This window comes from Actinomadura fulvescens (genome assembly GCF_039533225.1).
GTDB lineage: Bacteria > Actinomycetota > Actinomycetes > Streptosporangiales > Streptosporangiaceae > Spirillospora > Spirillospora fulvescens.
Genome location: NZ_BAAATD010000004.1, coordinates 441,220 through 458,217, shown reverse-complemented (window position 1 = coordinate 458,217; position 16,998 = coordinate 441,220). Strand labels below are relative to the sequence as shown.

The window sequence follows — 16,998 nt, the reverse complement described above, 5'->3', positions numbered from 1 at the left end:
CGCCGACGGCGAACGTCAGGAACAGGCGTTGCCGATTCGTTCCGGCGTGCCGGACATGGCGGCGTTGAGTTGTGCGGCGTCACCCGTTCCGACACTTGCGGCGGCGGTACGGAGCCGGGCCGATTCGTCGGTGAGCGCCTTCTTCAGCTCTTTCTTCTCGGCCTTTTTGGCGAGCCCGTCGATCCGGCCCGCGAGTTGTTCGGTCGCCTGTTTCCAGGGGGCCGGATCCGCGGCGGAGGCGCTCCTCACCTGGTCGATGTACTGCTGGTAGGCCTGCTTGGTATCGGTGCAGATCGCGCCCGTGTTGCCGTCGCCGCCGACCAGCCCGCACGCACCCAAGCCCAAGACCAGAGCCCCGCCGACAATCCCACGCCGCGCCACACGCCCCACGGTTCCTGTCCGGTCGGCGCCCGCCGACTGTGCCCCGTTTCGCATCGCACCCTCCCACTTGATCCCCGCCGGTATCCGCCTATACTTCCGCACTAGGTCATGAGCGCCAGCGTGAAGCCCCGGCTTGCTGGCCGGCAACCCTTCGTCCGCGATGGGGTGCCCCGGGTGAGGACCTGGCCGAACGCAACACCGTGTTCGGCAAGCGCGGGCCCCCGGTAGCCACCTTGAGGGTCCCTGGATCCTGAAAGGTCGCACCCATGCACGCCGCAACCCTCACCCACTCCCCCAGCGCCACTGCCGCCGTTCCGGCCGCGCGTACCGTCACCTCCGCGCCGCTCCGGGTCATCGGCACGGGAGCGCAGGTTCCCCTGAACGACGGTCGCACCACCGGCTACGCCAACCTCGACTATGCCGCGAGTGCCCCGTGTCTGGAGGCGGTGCACGAGGCCATCACTCGCGCACTGCCTTACTACAGCAGCGTCCACCGCGGCGCCGGGTACGCCTCACAGGTCACCACCGAGGCGTACGAGAAGGCACGCGAGACCGTGCGCTCGTTCCTCGGCGCGTGGGAACGGGACGCCGTCGTCTTCACCCGCAACACCACCGACGCGATGAATCTGCTCGCCCACGCCGTCCCGTCGGGCACCACCGTCATCGTCTTCGAGACCGAGCACCACGCCACCCTGCTGCCGTGGAAGCGCGCCGTACGGCTTCCCGCGCCCGCCAGTCCGCTTGAGGCGGTCTCCGCCGCCGACCGCGCGCTGGCCGAGGCTCCGGCGGGCCCGCGGCTGCTGGTCGTCACGGCGGCCTCGAACGTGACCGGCGAGCTGTGGCCGATCGCCGAGCTGGCGAACGTGGCGCGGCGGCACGGCGCACGGATCGCCGTCGACGCCGCCCAGCTCGTGCCGCACCGCCCGCTCGACATGAAGACCCTGGGTCTCGACTACGTGGCGTTCTCCGGGCACAAGTTGTACGCGCCGTTCGGCGCGGGGGTGCTCGCGGGCCGGGCCGACTGGCTGCGCGCCGCCGAGCCGTACCTCAAGGGTGGCGGCGCGAGTGCCGCTGTCCGCGACGGCGGCGAGACCACGCGGTGGTCGGCCGATCCTGAGCAGCGCCACGAGGCGGGCACCCCCAACGTGCTCGGCGTCATCGCACTGGCCGCGGCCTGCGAGGCCCTCGCCACCACCGGCTGGGACGTGCTGAAGGCGGACGAGGAACGGCTCCTGACCCGGCTCCGGAACGGACTCGCCGCGATCCCCGGTGTGCGCGAACTCACTCTGTGGGGTGACCGTGGCGAGAGGGTTGGAATCGTGTCCTTCGTCGTGGACGGCTGGAACGCACGCGACGTGGCGCTTACGCTGTCCGGGGACTACGGCATCGGCGTCCGGGACGGGAAGTTCTGCGCCCACCCGTTCGTCCACCACCTGCTGGGGGCCCCCGAGGCGCCACTGGAGGACGGTGCGGGCGGCTGCGGGAGCGGGCAGACCTCGGCCGTGCGGGCGAGCTTCGGTATCGGCACGACCGTGGAACACGTCGACCGGCTGCTGGACGCCCTCGCCCGGATCGCCGGGAGGCCGCGCGGCTGACGGCCGACACGCGCGCCGAAGCCCCTGGCCGGAGACCAGGTCGCCGGGCGGCCTAACCTCAGCCGGACGGCCCGGTCTCGACCGGCGACCGGCCGATAGGACGATTTGGTCCTGTTCGCCCATGTAGCGTAGTCAGGTCCGTGACTCGCCCGCCGGGGCCCGTACAGCGGGCTCGCAGGCAGGCGGGGACAGGGGCGGCGGGATGAGAGAGCGCGGCACAGAACAGGGGGTGGCGACCGTGGCCGACGCGTGGCGACCCACGTCGGAGCTCGAGCGCCGGCTGCACGAGGCGGTGCGAACCGGCAGCCAGGAGACGTATTTCCGGCTGCTCGCCGAGAGCGAGCTGGTGATCCCCGTACCACCGGACCTGATCGACGACGTGCTCGCCAACGAGGCCCAGCCGACGTGGCCGACCCAGGAGGAGGACGGGCGCGTCCACGTGCTCGCCTACACCTCGGCGGCCGCCATGCGCGCCTGCCTCGGACCGGCGTACCAGCACTTCCTCCGGCTGAGGTTCACCGACCTGGCCGAGTCCTGGCCCGACCCCCGCTGGTGGCTCGCGGTCGACGCCGCGGCCCACGGCGCCTCGCTGCCCGTACCCCTGCCGATCGAGGGCAGGCTGCCCGCGTGGTTCATCAAGCAGCTCGGCGAAGGCGACACCAAACCACCCCAGGCCGGTCGCACACCCACGCACACCCCGCGGCAACCGTCACCCGACACAACGGTCACCGACCTCTCCCCAGTCAGCACCCCCGCGCCCGAAACGCCACCCTCCCGAGGCGCCCACGCCAAACCCACACCCCCCGTCACAGACACACCCGGCGGCGGCACACCCGCGCCCGGCACTGGTACGCCCGTCCCTGGCGTGCCCGCCGGTGGCACACCCGACCAGGCCCCGCTCGGCAGTGGCACGCCCATCCCGGGCGCTGATGCGTCTATCCCTGCCGTAGCAGCGCCTGGGACGCCCACCTCTGGCACACCTGATCACGGCACACCCGGGGGTGGCACACCCATCCTGGGCACACCCAGCCCTGGCACGTCCAGCGCCGGCACGCCTATCCCGGGCACACCTGGCGCGGCCACGCCCACTCCCGGCACACCCGAGCACGGCACACCTGGGGTTGGCACGCCCATGCCAGGCACAGCCGGAAGTGGCGCACACGTCCCTGGCACACCCGAGCACGGCACCCCCGGCACACCCATCCCCGGCGCACCTGGCGCTGGCGCACCTGGGCCGGGCACAGGCGCCCCTGGCACGCCCACCGCTGATGGCGCAGGAGTGCCTGGGACGCCGACCTCCGGCACACCTGGTACCGGCACGCCCGTCCCAGGAACGCCCGGCGCGGCCACGCCCGCCCCCGGCACACCCGAGCCCGGCACACCCGAGCCCGGCACACTTGCGGGTGGCACACCCATCCCGGGCGCATCCAGCACTGGCACGCCCAGCGCTGGCACACCTATCCCAGGCACACCTGGGGCGGGCGCACCTGGCACACGTGGCCACGGCACGCCTGCGGGTGGCACGCCCATGCCAGGCACAGCCGGAAGTGGCGCACACGTCCCTGGCACACCCGCACACGGCACCCCCGGCACACCCCTCCCCGGCGCACCTGGCGCTGGCGCACCTGGGCCGGGCACAGGCATCCCTGGCACGCTCGCCGCTGACGCGACCCCTGGCACGTCCGGCCCTGGCACAGCAGCGACTGGGACGCCCACCTCCGGCACACCTGGCGTCGGCACGCCCATCCCGGATATGCCTGCGTCCACCCCGGACGTGGCAGTCCCAGGCGCGTCTGCTTCCGATACGCCCGGCCCAACTGCACCTCCTGGTGGTAAGCACAGCGCACCTGCAGCCGGGCCCGGTGATGGCTTGCAAGGTGCGGGCGGAACGAACGTTCCGGGAGAAGCCCAGGGCGACCACGTTGTGCCGGGTGGTGCAGGGTCGGACGCTTTGGTCGCTCCGGCAGCGGGCGCGGCAAACCACGTCGGCGGCCCCTCGCCCGACGAGACCTTGGTCGACACTCCCGCGGTGACCGACGACGGGCCTTGGGAAGAGCTGCGAGATCAGCACAAGGACCTACCGCGCCAGGACCGCCGCGCCGAGTTCCGGCCCGCGAACGAGGTGGAGAAGGACCTGCTTCGCGCGGCCGCGCAGAACGACCACGATCTCTTTCTGCAGACGCTGGCGGACGCCGACGTGCTGCTCCCCGTTCCGGAGGAGATGGACTACACGCTGCGACCGGGGCGGCCCGGTTTCCCGTGGCAGGCGGGTGACATCGACGGCGTCATGTTCGTGCCGATGTTCACGTCCCCCGAACGCCTCGTCGAGGCCGCCGCGGCCGTGGGAACCGGCTCCGACTCGATCAAGCTGCCGTTCACCGTGGCCATGCGCTACTGGCCGGACGCGCGGTGGGCCCTGGCGATCAACTCCGGCTCGCCGGCGGGCGGCACGATCCACGCCGAGCAGCTGCCGGGCCTGGCCAAGTGGGCGGACGAACGCGCGGCACGGCGTCTCGCGGAACGTTTCGAGCCGCAGAACGACGTGGAGCAGCGGCTCTTCGAGGCCGCTCTGCACCGCGACACCGACACCTTCTTCAAGATCTTGCTGGGTGCGCAGGTCCTGGTACCCGCCGAAGCGGACACGCCCTGGGGCATCTCACCCGATGACCAGGAGTTCCCGTGGCGGCCCGTGCCGGTCCACGGCCACATCTCGATCCAGGTGTTCACCTCGCTCAAGTGGATGAACGAGGCGATCGGGTCGTCCCGCTTCGTGATGCCGAGCCTGCTCGAGATGGTGGCCGCCTGGCCGGACGCCGAGTGGACGCTGGTCATCAATCCCGGCACGCCGATCGACGCCACCATGCCCGGCGAACAGGTCCGCGCTCTCAGCGGACCGCCCCGTACGGCGTCCAACGACCAGCCCGCCGAGGCGAAGCCCACTGCGGCCCAGCCCTCGCCTCTCCGTCCGGAAGGTGGCGCGCAGCCCGCGAACGATCCCTCGGGACGTCGCGCAGGCGCACAGCCAAACGACATCGCTGCGCAACCCCAAGGCGCACAGCCGGGCGCACCTGCACAGCCAGGCGACATCCCGGCACCACCCGCAGACGCGCAGGGCAATGAACTCCCCGCGCGGCCATCAGGCACACAGCCAGGGCATGGTGCATCCGGTCAGCCGGGTGACATCCCGGCCGCAGACGGGCCGGGCAACGAACTCCCCGCGCGGCCGTTGGGCGCGCAGCCAGGCGATGTCACAGGGCAGGGTGCGCCGGGGCAGCTAGGCGACCTTCCGGCAGCACCTGTAGACGCGCAAGGCAACGAACTTCCGGCGCGGCCATCAGACGCGCAGGCGGGCGACGTTGCAGGGCAGGGTGCGCCAGGGCAGCCGGGCGACCTTCCGGCAGCACCTGTAGACGCGCAAGGCAACGAACTCCCCGCGCGGCCATTGGGCGCACAGCCAGGCGACGTCTCGGGGCAGGGTGTGCCGGGGCAGCCGGGCGACATCCCAGCCGCAGACGTGCCGGGCAACGAACTTCCGGCGCGGCCATTGGGCACGCCAGCGGGCGAGGTTTCGGCAGTACCTGTAGACGCGCAGGGCAATCAACTCCCCGCGCCGTCCCCGGGTGTGCAGGCGCACGGTGTGGCGGGGCAGCCGGGTGATGTTCCGGCGTCAGGCGGGCAGGGCAACGAGTTCGGCGCGCAGCCGGACGGTGGCGCCGGGGCTGCCTCGGCTCGGGCGGTCGAGGAGGCCGGTAGGGAGTTCGAGCCGGGTAACCGGATTGACCAGGAGCTTTACGAGGCCGCGCTTGCCGGTGACTCCGACGCGTTCCTGCGCGTTCTGCTGGCCGCCAATGTGCTCGTGCCGATTCCGCAGGACGCGGCGCTGGAGGTGACGCCGATCCAGCAGGAGTTCCGCTGGGAGGCGGCGCTGCGCGAGCCGTCGGCGGTGCAGGTCTTCACGTCGCTCGTACGGCTGCGGGAGGTGTTGCCGGAGTCGCGGTTCGTGTACGCGGACTTCCGGGAGCTGATCGGGTCCTGGCCGCGCGACGACTGGGCCATGCTGCTCAACCCGGGCACCCGGATCGGCGCGTCGCTGCGCGGTGACCAGGTCCATGCGTTGAGCGAGTGGGCGGTACGGGTCGGGCTCGTTCAGGCTCGGTCCGAGGTGCCGGTGCCGCCCGTTCCGCGGCGTGAGCCGGCGCCGGAGCCGCCGCAGGCGCTGCGTGACCCGGAGCCCGAGGTCCCGGCGCAGCCCTACCGCACGCGTCCGCCGGTGCCGACTCCGGAGGCGGACCTCTCCTCGCAGCCGACGGTCATGCAGAAGGTCGTCCCCCACGCGCACGTCGGCTGGTACCTGGAGCAGGGCTACGACCGCGTGGGCGGCTTCGTCCACCCGACCTCGGACGTCGCCGACCTCCAGACGCCTGTCCAGTTGTACGAGGCGCTGGGGCTGCTCTACGAGGACTCCCCGTTCGACCTGAACGACGACGGCGTCTACGTGATCCGGTGGCCCGCGTACTGCGGCGAGCTTTACCGGATCCCGTTCGGCGGGCAGACCGAGGAGGACCTGGAGGCCTGGGGCGACGCGGGCTGGGTGATCGAACGGCCGCCGTTCCAGGGCAGCGGGTTCGCGCCGGGGAGCGCGGGGTCCATCCGCGAGTACAAGGTGGACAGCGTTCGGCTTCCCTATGGGGCAGAGATGTATTACCTCGGGACAGACCGGTCGGAGCGCTTCGTGGCGATGTACGACCCGGACCGGCTCGCGTGGCTGCGTCCTCAAGAGGAGACCGCGGGCGGTACGGGACGTTCGGAGGCCGCACAGTGATCCGTGACGGCTATGTCGCCCGCTGGCTGGGCCGGGAGTTCGAGGCGGCGCCGGGTGCCGACGGCGACATCCGGTTGTACGCGGAGCAGCCGACCGACGGGTTCGAGGAGATACGGGCTGGCCGCTACCGCCGGATCGTGCCCGCCCACGAGGTGGAGGAGCTCCGCTACATCCGTACCACCTGCTCTTGGAACGGCGAACGTTTCCTCATCGTCGGCGAACACGAGGGCTGGCTAAGGGTCGAGTACGCGGACGGACGCGCACCCGTGGCGGCCCGGCTGGGCCTGGACCGCGTCGACCACGGGGTTTGGCAGACGTGGGCGCCACGTGCCGAGATCGAGGATCTCCGTGAAGAATTCATCTGATCGAAATTCCCCGGGCATGGGGTTGATTGATCATTAGATCCGTGTTCGCATGGCTTCGGTGGCGATCCCCGGAGCCCTGGGAGCCGCGGACGGTCAACGATGACACGACGGAGGTGCGGGGGCTGTGCTCTCCCGATCGGCAGGGAAACCGATCTTCGTAGGACTCGGCACGGCCGCGCTGGTCGCGGCGGGCGGGATACCTGCGTGGGCGGAGACCCCGTCGCCGGCCACCTCCACATCGGCGTCCCCCTCACCGTCCGATCCCGGGGCGGCGAAACCCGCGCTTTCGGTCGACATCACTCCCGGCCAGGTCCGGACGAAACCCGGTGCCCGCGTCAGACTGGTCACGCTCGTCGAGGCCAGGAACGCCGCCGCGGCGGACGTCAAGGTCGTGGGCATCAAGGCCACCAGTTCCCGCGCCGGCGTCAAACCCACGGTGACCGGTGAGTGCCCGCGCCCGTTCACCGGTCCGCGCTGCGCGTTCGGAGCCATCGACAAGGGCGACGACAGGTCTCTCGTCTCCTACGTCACGCTCCCCAACAAGCTCGACAAGACCACGACGGTGACGTTCACCGTCACGGTGAGCGGCAAGGGCATCGACGAGACCCCCGGCACGGCCAGGCTCACGTACGTCGCGGAGCCCAAGATCAAGCCGAAGCCGAAGCCGAAGCCCTCTCCCGAGCTGACCCCGGACTCCGGCGAAGGGCCGTCCGACGGCAAGAGCGGGAAGGGCGACTCCGGCTCAGGCAGCAGCGGTGGCTCGGGCAACAGCGGCTCCGGCGGCAGCAACAACACCCCCTATGTGCCGCCGCGTCCGAACGGCACGTTCAACCCGAGCGGCACCCAGAGCCCGCAGGTGGCCCTCCCGACAATCCCGCAGCCGTCGCCCTCGGTCGCCCCGTCCCCGGCCGCTCCGGGTCCCAACAGCCGCCTGCGCGGCAACGAACGCCCGGTCGCCCAAGACCTCACGTTCGAACGCATGGCCAGTACGCAGGTGGCCTGGCTGGCCGCGCTGATGGTCGCGTTCTCTGTGCTGCTGACCCAGCTCCGCCTGGGCCGCCGCCGCAACGGCCCGGCCACCGCGCCGATCCGTCCCAAGGGCACTCACCGCCGCCCGCGCCACGGCGTCTTCGGCAAGTAACCCGCACAACGCCCACGGCGGCGAACGGGGCGCGCGGTCACGCTCGAAGGAGGGCGTGGCACGCGATGGCGCCGGCGGCCACGACGTTGAGCGAGTCGACGCCGTTCGCCATGGCGGCGGCGCTCATCGGGATGCAGACCGCCTCGTCCGCCTCGTCCAGCCAGCGGGAGGACAACCCGTCGCCCTCGGAGCCGAGCATGAGCGCGACGCGTTCGCTCATCGCGACCTTGTCCAGCGGTACGGCCGCCTGGTCGGGGGTGAGCGCCAGCAGCCGGAAACCGGCGGTACGGAGGGCGCCGAGGCCGTCATGCCAGTTGGCCATGCGGGCGTACGGGATCGCGAAGACCGCGCCCATCGAGACCTTGATCGAACGCCGGTAGAGCGGGTCCGCGCAGCGGGGCGAGAGCACCACGGCGTCGATCCCCAGCGCGGCCGCGCACCGGAAGAGCGACCCGACGTTGGCGTGGTCGACCAGGTCTTCGAGGATGAGGATGCGGCTCGTAGGCGCGATGACGTCCTCGACGGGCGGAAGCGGGAGGCGTTCGAGGGACGCCAGGGCGCCGCGGTGGACCTGGAAGCCCGCCACGGCCTCGACGGTCGCCTCGTCCGCGACGTACACCGGTGCGTCCAGGCCGTTGAGCAGGTCGGCCAGCGGCTCCACCCAGCGTTCGCTCATCAGGAAGGCGCGAACGGGGAACCCGGTGCCGACGGCCCGGCGGATCACCTTCTCGCCCTCGGCGATGAACAGCCCGTGCTCGGCCTCCAGGCTCTTGCGCAGGTTCATGTCGCGGAGCCGCACGAAGTCGGCGAGCCGCGGGTCGGCGGAGTCGGAGACAGGGACGAGTCGGGCCATCCCCCAATTGTGCCGAGCACGGCGGGCTCGGCCGGTCAGGGGAGGCGGAGTTCGGCGAAGACGGCCCGGTGGTCGCTGCCCGGCAGGTCGTGGACTTCGACCTTGTTCACGGCGCAGCGGCGGTCGGCCAGGATGTGGTCGATCGTGATGCGGGGGCCGGGCTCGGTGGTGCCCCAGGTCGGTATCAGTCCGGCGCCTGCTCGGTCGGCGGCGTCGGCATAGCCGCGGTCGATGAGGCCACGGAAGTTGGCGTGGTCGAGGGTGGCGTTGAAGTCGCCCGCAAGAATCCGTACGGGCTGGTCAGCGGCACCGGCCGACGCGACGTTCTCGGGGCGGGCGTCGGGAAGGGCCGCGAGGTCGCGCTTCCAGGCGCGGAACGCCCCGGAGGAGATCGGCGGTACGGGGTGGACGGCGGTCACCTCGATGCGGCGTCCGCCGGACAGGGTGATCTCGGCCTGCGGCATCGCCATCTGCGTGCGGGGAAGGGAGGGCAACACGCGCAAGGGGTAGCGGGAGTAAAGGCCAGATCCGGCCGCGCAGCATCGGGTATCCAGTGCCTTGTGCGGCAGCAGCGCCGCCAGTCCGGCCCGTTCGTACCGCTCTACCGCCTCGGGCTCCAGTTCCTGCAGGCTGAGGACGTCCGCCCGGGTGCTGCGGACGAGTTCGACGAGGCGGGCCGGGTCGGCCCGGCCGAAGAGCAGGTTGGCGGTGAGGACTCTGACGACGGGGCCTTCGGCGTTCGGCTGATCGCCGCCGAGCGCGCGCGGCACCACGGCGCCCAGCAGGAGCATCGCGACCGCACCGGCCACGGCGGCGGCCCGCCACCTGCGCAGAAGCAGGGCCACGATGATCGGGACGGGAACGGCGGCGGCGACGTACGGCGTGAGCGCGAGCAGCGGCGCCGCGGGCGCCTGGACGACGGGAAGCCGATCACCGCCGGCCAGCCTGACCAGGGCCCAGATGCCCCAGGCGCCCACGACGAGCCAGGCCGTTACGGTACGCCGGCGTCTCGGTCTGCTGCTGGGCTCGGCCCCCGGCTCAGCGCTCTCCCCCACGTGTACCTCGCTCCCCTGGCGGCGGCCGCGATGGCCCCGCATCCCCTAGATCTACTGACGTTCGGCGGCTTCACCGAGTTGCCGCGCCGCCCGGTGGCGCTCCGGCCGCGGGCGGTGAGAGGGAGGTGCAAAGCATGAGTTATCAAGACGTACGCTCATGACCTGCGTCATTATCAGATTTGAGCTCTTTGTAACCTCCGGGTCGTACTACTACAGTGCCGGGGAACATCGACGGGTTTCTGGTGAATCGAGGACTGCCGTGAGCGGACGTCATCGCAACGACTTCCCCGAGGGGACGCCGGGTGACGGTGGGTTCGACCCCTCCAGGCCGGTCTTCGGCCCGGCCAACGACGGGTCCTCCGACTGGTTCGGCTCCGGCGAAGGCCAGCCCGGCGCGGGCCCCGGCGCGGCGCCGGGTGACCTCGGTACGCCAGGTGACCCCCTCGGAGCGCCCGTCGTCGACGGCCCGGGTGCTGGTCCTGGGGCTACGAGCCCATACGGCGGCTTGGGCACACCGGGCGGGCCTGGCGCGCCTGGCGGCGGGTCGGGTGCGCATGGTGCTTTCGGCGCCAGCGGCGGTGCCTCGGGCGCGTACGGTACGTCCGGCGGATCGGGCTCGCACGTGGCTCCTGGTGCTTCGACAGGTCAGCACGGAATCCCTTTCGGGACGGGCCAGCACGGGATCCCTGGAGCGTCGGGCCAGCACGGAGTCCCCGGCGGGACGGGCCAGCACGGGATCCCTGGAGCATCCGGCCAGCACGGCACGCCCGGCGGGACCGGCCCGCAAGGTATGCCCGGCGTTTCGGAAGGTCACGGCGTGGCAGGCGGATCGGGTTCGCACGGCGCCGCGCGCGCTTCGGGCAGTTCAGAAACACCTGAATGGTTCACTCCTCGTCCGCCGGAAGAGCCCGGCTATGGCGCGGGAGGCTTCGCGGGGGCTTCGGACGCCGGCGGCTACGGGCTGGGGCGGCCTGGTTCTTCGGCGGCGAGCCCATACGGCCCGGAGTCGGCTTCCAGTTCTCCCGAAGGCGGTATCCCAGGCGGTGCGGGCGGTGCGAGCACCGGCGGCCCGTCCGGCCTTGGCGGCTCGTACGGGGAGTACGACTCGATCAGCCGCTCTGACGAACGTCCGACCGGCTTCTTCGGTGGCCGCGCGGGTGGTTCCGGCGATTCGGGCGGCTATGGCGGGGGCGGCCCGGGCGGCGGTTCCGGCGGCTCGGGGGGTTACGGCAGCGGCGAGTACGGGCGGCGGCGCAAGAAGCGCAGCGCGACCGCGCTGATCGGCCCGATGGCCGGTGCGGTCGGCCTGGCCCTGCTGCTCGGCGTCGGCGTGTACGCGTTCGCCGAGAGCGGTGGCGGCTGCGGTGAAGGCGACGCGCTCAACCTGGACGTCGCGGCCTCGCCGGACATCGCGCCCGCCGTTCTCAAGGCGGCCGAACGCTTCAACGGCGCCCGGCACAAGGTCGGCGGCAAGTGCGTCACGGCCAAGGTCGCCAAGACCGAGTCGGCCTCCGCGGCGACGCTGCTGTCCGGCCAGGGCGTCGCGACCGGCACCAACAAGCGCCCGGACGCGTGGATCCCCGACTCGTCGCTGTGGACGTCGCTCGTGCGGGCCACGGCCAAGGGCCGCCAGAACCTCGAGACCACCAAGACCTCGGTGGCGTCGAGCCCGCTCGTCGTCGGGCTCCCCCGTACCCTCGCGGCCCAGCTCAAGCAGCAGGGTGTCACCGCGACGCCGTCCTGGGACAACCTGCTCAAGGCGGCCGGCGGCGTCACGGGCGGCGGCGTGACCAAGAACCAGATGATCCCGGCGAACGCGATCAAGCTGCTCGTGCCCGAACCGTCGCGCAACTCGGCCGGGATGGCCGGGCTCGTCGTCACCAACACGCTGCTGACGAACGACCCGAACCAGAACGAGATCTTCACGAGCATCGTGCGCACGGTCCGCGAGAGCACCGTGCCGAGCGTGAACGCGCAGTTCACGCAGTTCCGGAAGGGCCGTACGGCCAAGCAGCCGGTCGCGTTGTCGTCCGAGCAGGCGCTCTACAGCTTCAACAAGCGCGGCCCCGCCGAGCCCGCCGTGGCCCTGTACCCGATCGAGGGCACGCTCTCGATGGACTACCCGTTCACGGTCACCTCCGCCGACGGCGACAAGCAGAAGGCCGCGCGCCTGCTCGAACAGTCGATGAACACCGACACCACCCGCGCCGACGTCCGGCAGCTGGGCTTCCGTACGCCCGACGGCAAGGCGCCGGGCGACTTCGGCGAGGACACGGGCGTCAGCCCGGCACGCCCGCGCCAGCTGCCGCCGCCCAAGGACGCCGACGTCCAGAAGATCATGCAGGCGTGGTCGCGGCTGTCGCTGGGCCTGCGCATCCTGACCCTGATCGACGTCTCCGGCACGATGGCCGAGGAGATGGGTCCGGGTGTGACCCGGCTCCAGGCCACCGCGAAGACGGCGCAGGGCGGCCTCAGCATGATGTCCGACGACACCGAGCTGGGCGTCTGGTCGTTCTCGACGAAGCTCGTGGGCAACCAGGACTGGAAGCCCATGGTCGAGACCGGCCCGCTCGGCGAGCGCATCGGCTCGGTGAAGCGGCGCGATCTGATCCTGTCGTCGCTGAGCGCGGTGCAGCCCAAGGTCACCGGTGACACGGGCCTCTTCGAGACGCTCGTCGCCGCGTACAAGGAGATGAGCCGCACCTACAAGCCGGAGTTCGGCAACTCGATCCTGCTGCTGACCGACGGCAAGGGCAACGACGACCCGGGCGGCCCCACGTTCAAGCAGACCATGAAGCGCCTGCGCGGCATGATGGACCCGAACAAGCCCATCCAGGTCAACATGATCGGCATCGGCGGCAACGTCGACACCAGCGAGATGGAGCCGATCGCCGAGCTCACCCACGGCAGCGTCCAGGTGGCCAAGAACCCCCAGGAGATCGCCAAGATCTTCCTGCGGATGCTCTCCCGCCGCATCACCCAGTAGCACCGCCGGGAGATCTAGCGCCGCGGCGCCGCGGGCCGGGAGCAACCGGATGGGGCGGGAGTACGCGGAGTGACGAAGACGTGCGGCGGGTGACACGCGAGGGATCCGCGGCAAATCGGGGAGATTTAATCGAAAACCGTGTCAACCGGTCGCCGGGGTCGCTCGTCAATCTAGGTGGAGGCCCGACGGGGAGCGGGGCCGTCGGGCCTCCTTGACATCCCCCCTGACCCGTGGCGGGGGTGGATCAGCCCATCAGGGGCGGCTCCCAAGGCGGCCCCAGCGGGGACGGTCCGATCGAAGGGCGGTCCCTCCAGGGGCGGCCCTACCCAGGGCCGGAGACACGACAGTTTTCTGGAGCACGGCACCTCTGCGGCGCGGCCTCACCGGCCGCGTCGGCCGACGTCTCAGCACGCGGGAGGACCCACGTGTCCGCTTGGCCCACGCTCGACCGGCAGGACGACCAGCGCCTGGCATCGTCTCTGGCCGCCGGTGACTCCGACGCGCTGGCGTACATCGTCGATCGCTATTCGGCCCGCCTCTACGACTACTGCCACGCGCTCCTGCGCGACCAGGAGTCGGCGGCGGGGGCGCTGCACGACGCGTTCATCGCCGCGTACGCGCACATCGGCCTGCTCCGCGAGCCGGAGCGTTTCCGCAGCTGGCTGTACGCGCTGATCCGGAACGAGTGCATGCGGCGCCTGCAGGACCCGGACCGTCCCACCGAACGCGTGGAGGCGCCTGAGGTCGAGGACGTCTTCCTGGACGCCGACGAACGTGCCATGCGCATGGAGACCCGGCAACTCGTCCACAGCGCCCTGTCGGGACTGCGCGGCCGTGAACGCGAGGCGCTCGACCTGCTCCTGCGGCACGACCTGGACGCGGCAGAGATCGGCGGCGTGCTGGGCGTCAACGCCCAGGAGGCGACCGACCTCGTCGGCGAGGCCCGGCGGCGCCTGGACGACGCGCTCGCGGCCGCGCTGATCGCCCGCAGCGGCCGGGACGAGTGCCCGAGCGTCGCGGCTCTCGTGTACGACGGGGAGTGGCCGCTCGCCCCGGCCGTGAGCCGCAAACTCATCCGGCACATCGAGACCTGCCCGACCTGCATGAACCGTCGTGACCGCAACGTCTCCACCGGACGCCTGCTCCAGGTGCTGCCGGTGGCCCTCATGCCCGCCGACCTGCGCGCCCACGTTCTGCAGACCGCGTTCGTCCCCGCGCTGCGCGATGACCTCGCGATGATCGCCCAGCGTGCCGAGCCGTTCGACACCTGGGGCTGGCCCGTCTCGCTGGAGCAGCCGAGTCCGCGCCAAGCCGAGAAGCGCCGGTCGAAGCCGCCCGGTCTCCTCCCGGCGGTCGCCGCCGCGGCCGTGGTGATCCTCATCGTCGTGGGCGCCTTCCTGTGGCTGCCGGACGGCGGCAGCAACCGTGCCGGGGCGAACGCGCCCGAAGGCACGAGCTCCGCACCCGACCCGTCCGAGTCTCCCTCGGAGTCGCCGGAGCCCACCCCTTCCGAGAAGCCCACGGAGTCCCCGACCCCGACCCCGACTCCCACCACGTCCACGCCGACCCCGTCCCCCACCCCGACGCCGACCCCCACCCGGACCCGGAAGCCCAAGCCGCCCTCGAAGCCCCCGGAACGGCCCGGCGGCCTCGCCGTGAGCGGCTGCTCCATCCCCGTGGGCTCCTCGTCCTGCCCGGTCACCGTGCGCGCGGTCGGCGGGCCGGTCTCCTGGTCCGTCACCACCACGAGCGGCGGCGTCACGGCGAGCGGCGGCGGACGACTCGGCAAGGGCGGCTCCTCCGCCGTCACGGCGTCCCGCCCGTCCGACTGCACCGCGCCCGGCCGCGGCACCGTCCGCTTCTCCCCCGGCGGCACCGCAACCGTCACCTGGACCTGCGAACCCCCCGAAACCAACTAACCCACCCCTCCCGCCCGCTCCCGCCCGCTCCCGCCCGCTCGTCCAGGTCTCTTGCGCGCACGGATCTCTCGCACTGATCTTTTGTGCGCACGGATCTCTCGCGTGCATTGTGCTTGGTGCGGCTCTGCACCTCCGTGCGTTTGGGTTCTTGCGCGGGCTGATGCCCGGTGGAGTGATCGGCGCCACAGGATTTGTTTATCGGCGTTCGAGCTGGGAGAACGCGCACGCTCCGTACCTCTTCAGACACAGAAATCCCACAAGAAGCAGAAATCTCAGGAATTAGGTGGCAAGATCTGGCAACCAGAGCCCGCCGGCAAGCGTCGGGGGGCTCGCCGGGGGACGTCCGACGCAACCGATTTCACTGGGAGGAACTGTGGCCGGCGGATCCGGTCCCGGTCAGTTCGACGATCCCCGGCTCGCGGGCGCGCTGCGCGCGGGCGACGTCATCGCGCTGACCGAGGTCTACGACACCTACGCGCCCTTCCTCTTCGACTACTGCCACGGGCTGCTTCGCGACCGCGTCGAAGCGGCGGGCGCGCTGCGCAACTGCCTGATCGCCGCTCGGGAGCACGTGGCGGGGCTGCACGAGCCGGAACGGCTGCGCGGCTGGCTGTACGCGATCGCCCGCAAGGAGAGCATGCGGCGGCGGGACGAGCCGAACCGCCACACCGGCCAGGAGGCTCCCGAGGCCGAGGACGGCGACCTCAGCGAGGAACAGCTGGCGCGCCGCGCGGAACGCAGGGCCCTCGCCCACAGCGCGCTGGGGGCGCTCAGCGGACGGCAGCGCGAGGCCATCGATCTGTCGGTCCGGCATGAGCTCGACGCGGCCGACATGGCGGGGATCTTCGGCCTCTCGCTGGGCGAGACGGAACTCCTCCTCGCCGAGGCCGAAACCGATCTTGAGGCGGCCCTGCGGGCCGCACTGATCGCGCAGAACCACTGGGAGGACTGTCCCAGCGTCTCGGCGCTCACCGAGACCTGGCCGTTGCCGCCTCCGATAGCCCAGTCCCTCGTACGGCACGTGGCGACCTGCCCGACCTGCGGCCCGCGCGAGACGCCGCGGCTCCCGGCGGACCGGCTGATGGCGGTGCTGCCCATCGCGGCGATTCCCGGGGATCTGCGGCTGGACGTGCTGACCGCGGCGACGAGCCCCGACCGCGCCGACACCCGGCGCGGCGTGGCGGCCCTGCTCGAACCGTTCGACGAACGAGGGTGGCCGGTCCCGTACCAGCCCGGCGCCGTCCGCGAACGCGAGCCGGCCCGCCGGAAGGCACCGCTCCTCGCGATCGGTGCCGCGCTCGCCGTGATCGCGATGGTCGCGGGTGCGCTGACCGTCTTCTCGGGTGGCGACTCCGGCGCCAATTCGGCCGGTCCGGCGCCGTCGACCGGCCAGGAACCCTCGTCCTCCCCGCCGGACCAGACACCGCCGGGTGAGACTCCGCTGCCGACCGCGTCCTCGACGTCCACGACGCCGTCGCCCTCACCGACCAGCACGAGCCCGACGCCCAGCACGTCGCCGTCCGTGCCGCCCTCAACCCCGCCCGGGAGGGGCGCGCCGCCCTCGGAACCGCGCGACCGCGACACGCCTCCGCCTCCGCCCCCGCCACGGCCGGGTTCACTGGCGGTGTCGGGCTGTCACATGGGACTGGACCGCTCCTGCGCCATCCGGATCACCGCGCTCGGCGGTCCGGTGAACTGGCAGGTCACCGGCGCCTCGGGCGACCTCAGCGCCGGCGGCTCAGGCCATCTGCAGACGGGCCAGTCGATCGGCGTCACGGTGTCGCGCACCAACGGTCTGTGCTGGGGCCGGAGAAGCGGAACGGTCTCGTTCGCCCCAGGCGGCGCGGCCCAGGTCTCCTACTGCTGACCCATGCCCGCGGC

General features: G+C 71.8%; 10 protein-coding genes, 1 pseudogene and 1 riboswitch. Of the genes and pseudogenes, 8 read left to right on the top strand and 3 right to left on the bottom strand.

Annotated features, from left to right (window positions below):
* Positions 1–15: 15 nt before the first annotated feature.
* Positions 16–435, bottom strand: a complete 420-nt coding sequence (locus ABD333_RS17795; protein WP_344542222.1) for a hypothetical protein — start codon at positions 433–435, stop codon at positions 16–18.
* A gap of 50 nt (positions 436–485) precedes the next feature.
* Positions 486–601: riboswitch (SAM riboswitch) on the top strand.
* Between the two features lie 46 nt (positions 602–647).
* Between ABD333_RS17795 and ABD333_RS17790 the strand changes: the two genes are divergently transcribed.
* The 5 genes and pseudogenes from ABD333_RS17790 to ABD333_RS17775 all read left to right on the top strand — a co-directional run bounded on the left by ABD333_RS17790 (position 648) and on the right by ABD333_RS17775 (position 8,304).
* The gene (locus ABD333_RS17790) at positions 648–1,976 is read left to right on the top strand and encodes an aminotransferase class V-fold PLP-dependent enzyme (RefSeq protein WP_344542220.1); all 1,329 of its coding nucleotides are present in this window, start codon (positions 648–650) and stop codon (positions 1,974–1,976) included.
* A 202-nt stretch (positions 1,977–2,178) separates the two neighbouring features.
* Positions 2,179–2,556: pseudogene (locus ABD333_RS47520) on the top strand (SseB family protein); the annotation flags it as partial.
* Between the two features lie 1,371 nt (positions 2,557–3,927).
* On the top strand, positions 3,928–6,798 hold the full coding sequence (locus tag ABD333_RS17785) for an SseB family protein (protein ID WP_344542219.1): 2,871 nt from the start codon (positions 3,928–3,930) through the stop codon (positions 6,796–6,798).
* Complete coding sequence (locus ABD333_RS17780; protein WP_344542218.1) at positions 6,795–7,163, top strand: hypothetical protein; 369 nt, start codon at positions 6,795–6,797, stop codon at positions 7,161–7,163. The genes ABD333_RS17785 and ABD333_RS17780 overlap by 4 nt, the downstream gene beginning before the upstream one ends.
* Positions 7,164–7,287: 124 nt before the next feature.
* A complete protein-coding gene (locus ABD333_RS17775) occupies positions 7,288–8,304 on the top strand; it encodes a hypothetical protein (protein ID WP_344542216.1) in 1,017 nt (338 codons plus the stop codon).
* A 37-nt stretch (positions 8,305–8,341) separates the two neighbouring features.
* Here the strand turns inward: ABD333_RS17775 and ABD333_RS17770 are convergent, their stop codons facing one another.
* Both ABD333_RS17770 and ABD333_RS17765 read right to left on the bottom strand, forming a co-directional pair.
* Entirely contained in the window at positions 8,342–9,157 is an 816-nt protein-coding gene (locus tag ABD333_RS17770) for a TrmH family RNA methyltransferase (protein WP_344542214.1), read from the bottom strand.
* 35 nt (positions 9,158–9,192) lie between these two features.
* Positions 9,193–10,212, bottom strand: a complete 1,020-nt coding sequence (locus tag ABD333_RS17765; protein WP_344542212.1) for an endonuclease/exonuclease/phosphatase family protein — start codon at positions 10,210–10,212, stop codon at positions 9,193–9,195.
* An 817-nt stretch (positions 10,213–11,029) separates the two neighbouring features.
* Between ABD333_RS17765 and ABD333_RS17760 the strand changes: the two genes are divergently transcribed.
* The 3 genes from ABD333_RS17760 (at position 11,030) to ABD333_RS17750 (ending at position 16,984) form a co-directional block, all read left to right on the top strand.
* The gene (locus ABD333_RS17760; RefSeq protein ID WP_344542210.1) at positions 11,030–13,198 is read left to right on the top strand and encodes a hypothetical protein; all 2,169 of its coding nucleotides are present in this window, start codon (positions 11,030–11,032) and stop codon (positions 13,196–13,198) included.
* Between the two features lie 425 nt (positions 13,199–13,623).
* Entirely contained in the window at positions 13,624–15,117 is a 1,494-nt protein-coding gene (locus ABD333_RS17755; protein ID WP_344542208.1) for an RNA polymerase sigma factor, read from the top strand.
* Between the two features lie 373 nt (positions 15,118–15,490).
* The gene (locus ABD333_RS17750) at positions 15,491–16,984 is read left to right on the top strand and encodes an RNA polymerase sigma factor (protein ID WP_344542207.1); all 1,494 of its coding nucleotides are present in this window, start codon (positions 15,491–15,493) and stop codon (positions 16,982–16,984) included.
* Positions 16,985–16,998: the final 14 nt, after the last annotated feature.

Excerpts from the sequence above, each read along its gene's own strand:
- ABD333_RS17795 (WP_344542222.1), bottom strand. The coding sequence starts at position 435 with ATGCGAAACGGGGCACAGTCGGCGGGCGCCGACCGGACAGGAACCGTG.
- ABD333_RS17790 (WP_344542220.1), top strand. The coding sequence starts at position 648 with ATGCACGCCGCAACCCTCACCCACTCCCCCAGCGCCACTGCCGCCGTT.
- ABD333_RS17770 (WP_344542214.1), bottom strand. The coding sequence starts at position 9,157 with ATGGCCCGACTCGTCCCTGTCTCCGACTCCGCCGACCCGCGGCTCGCC.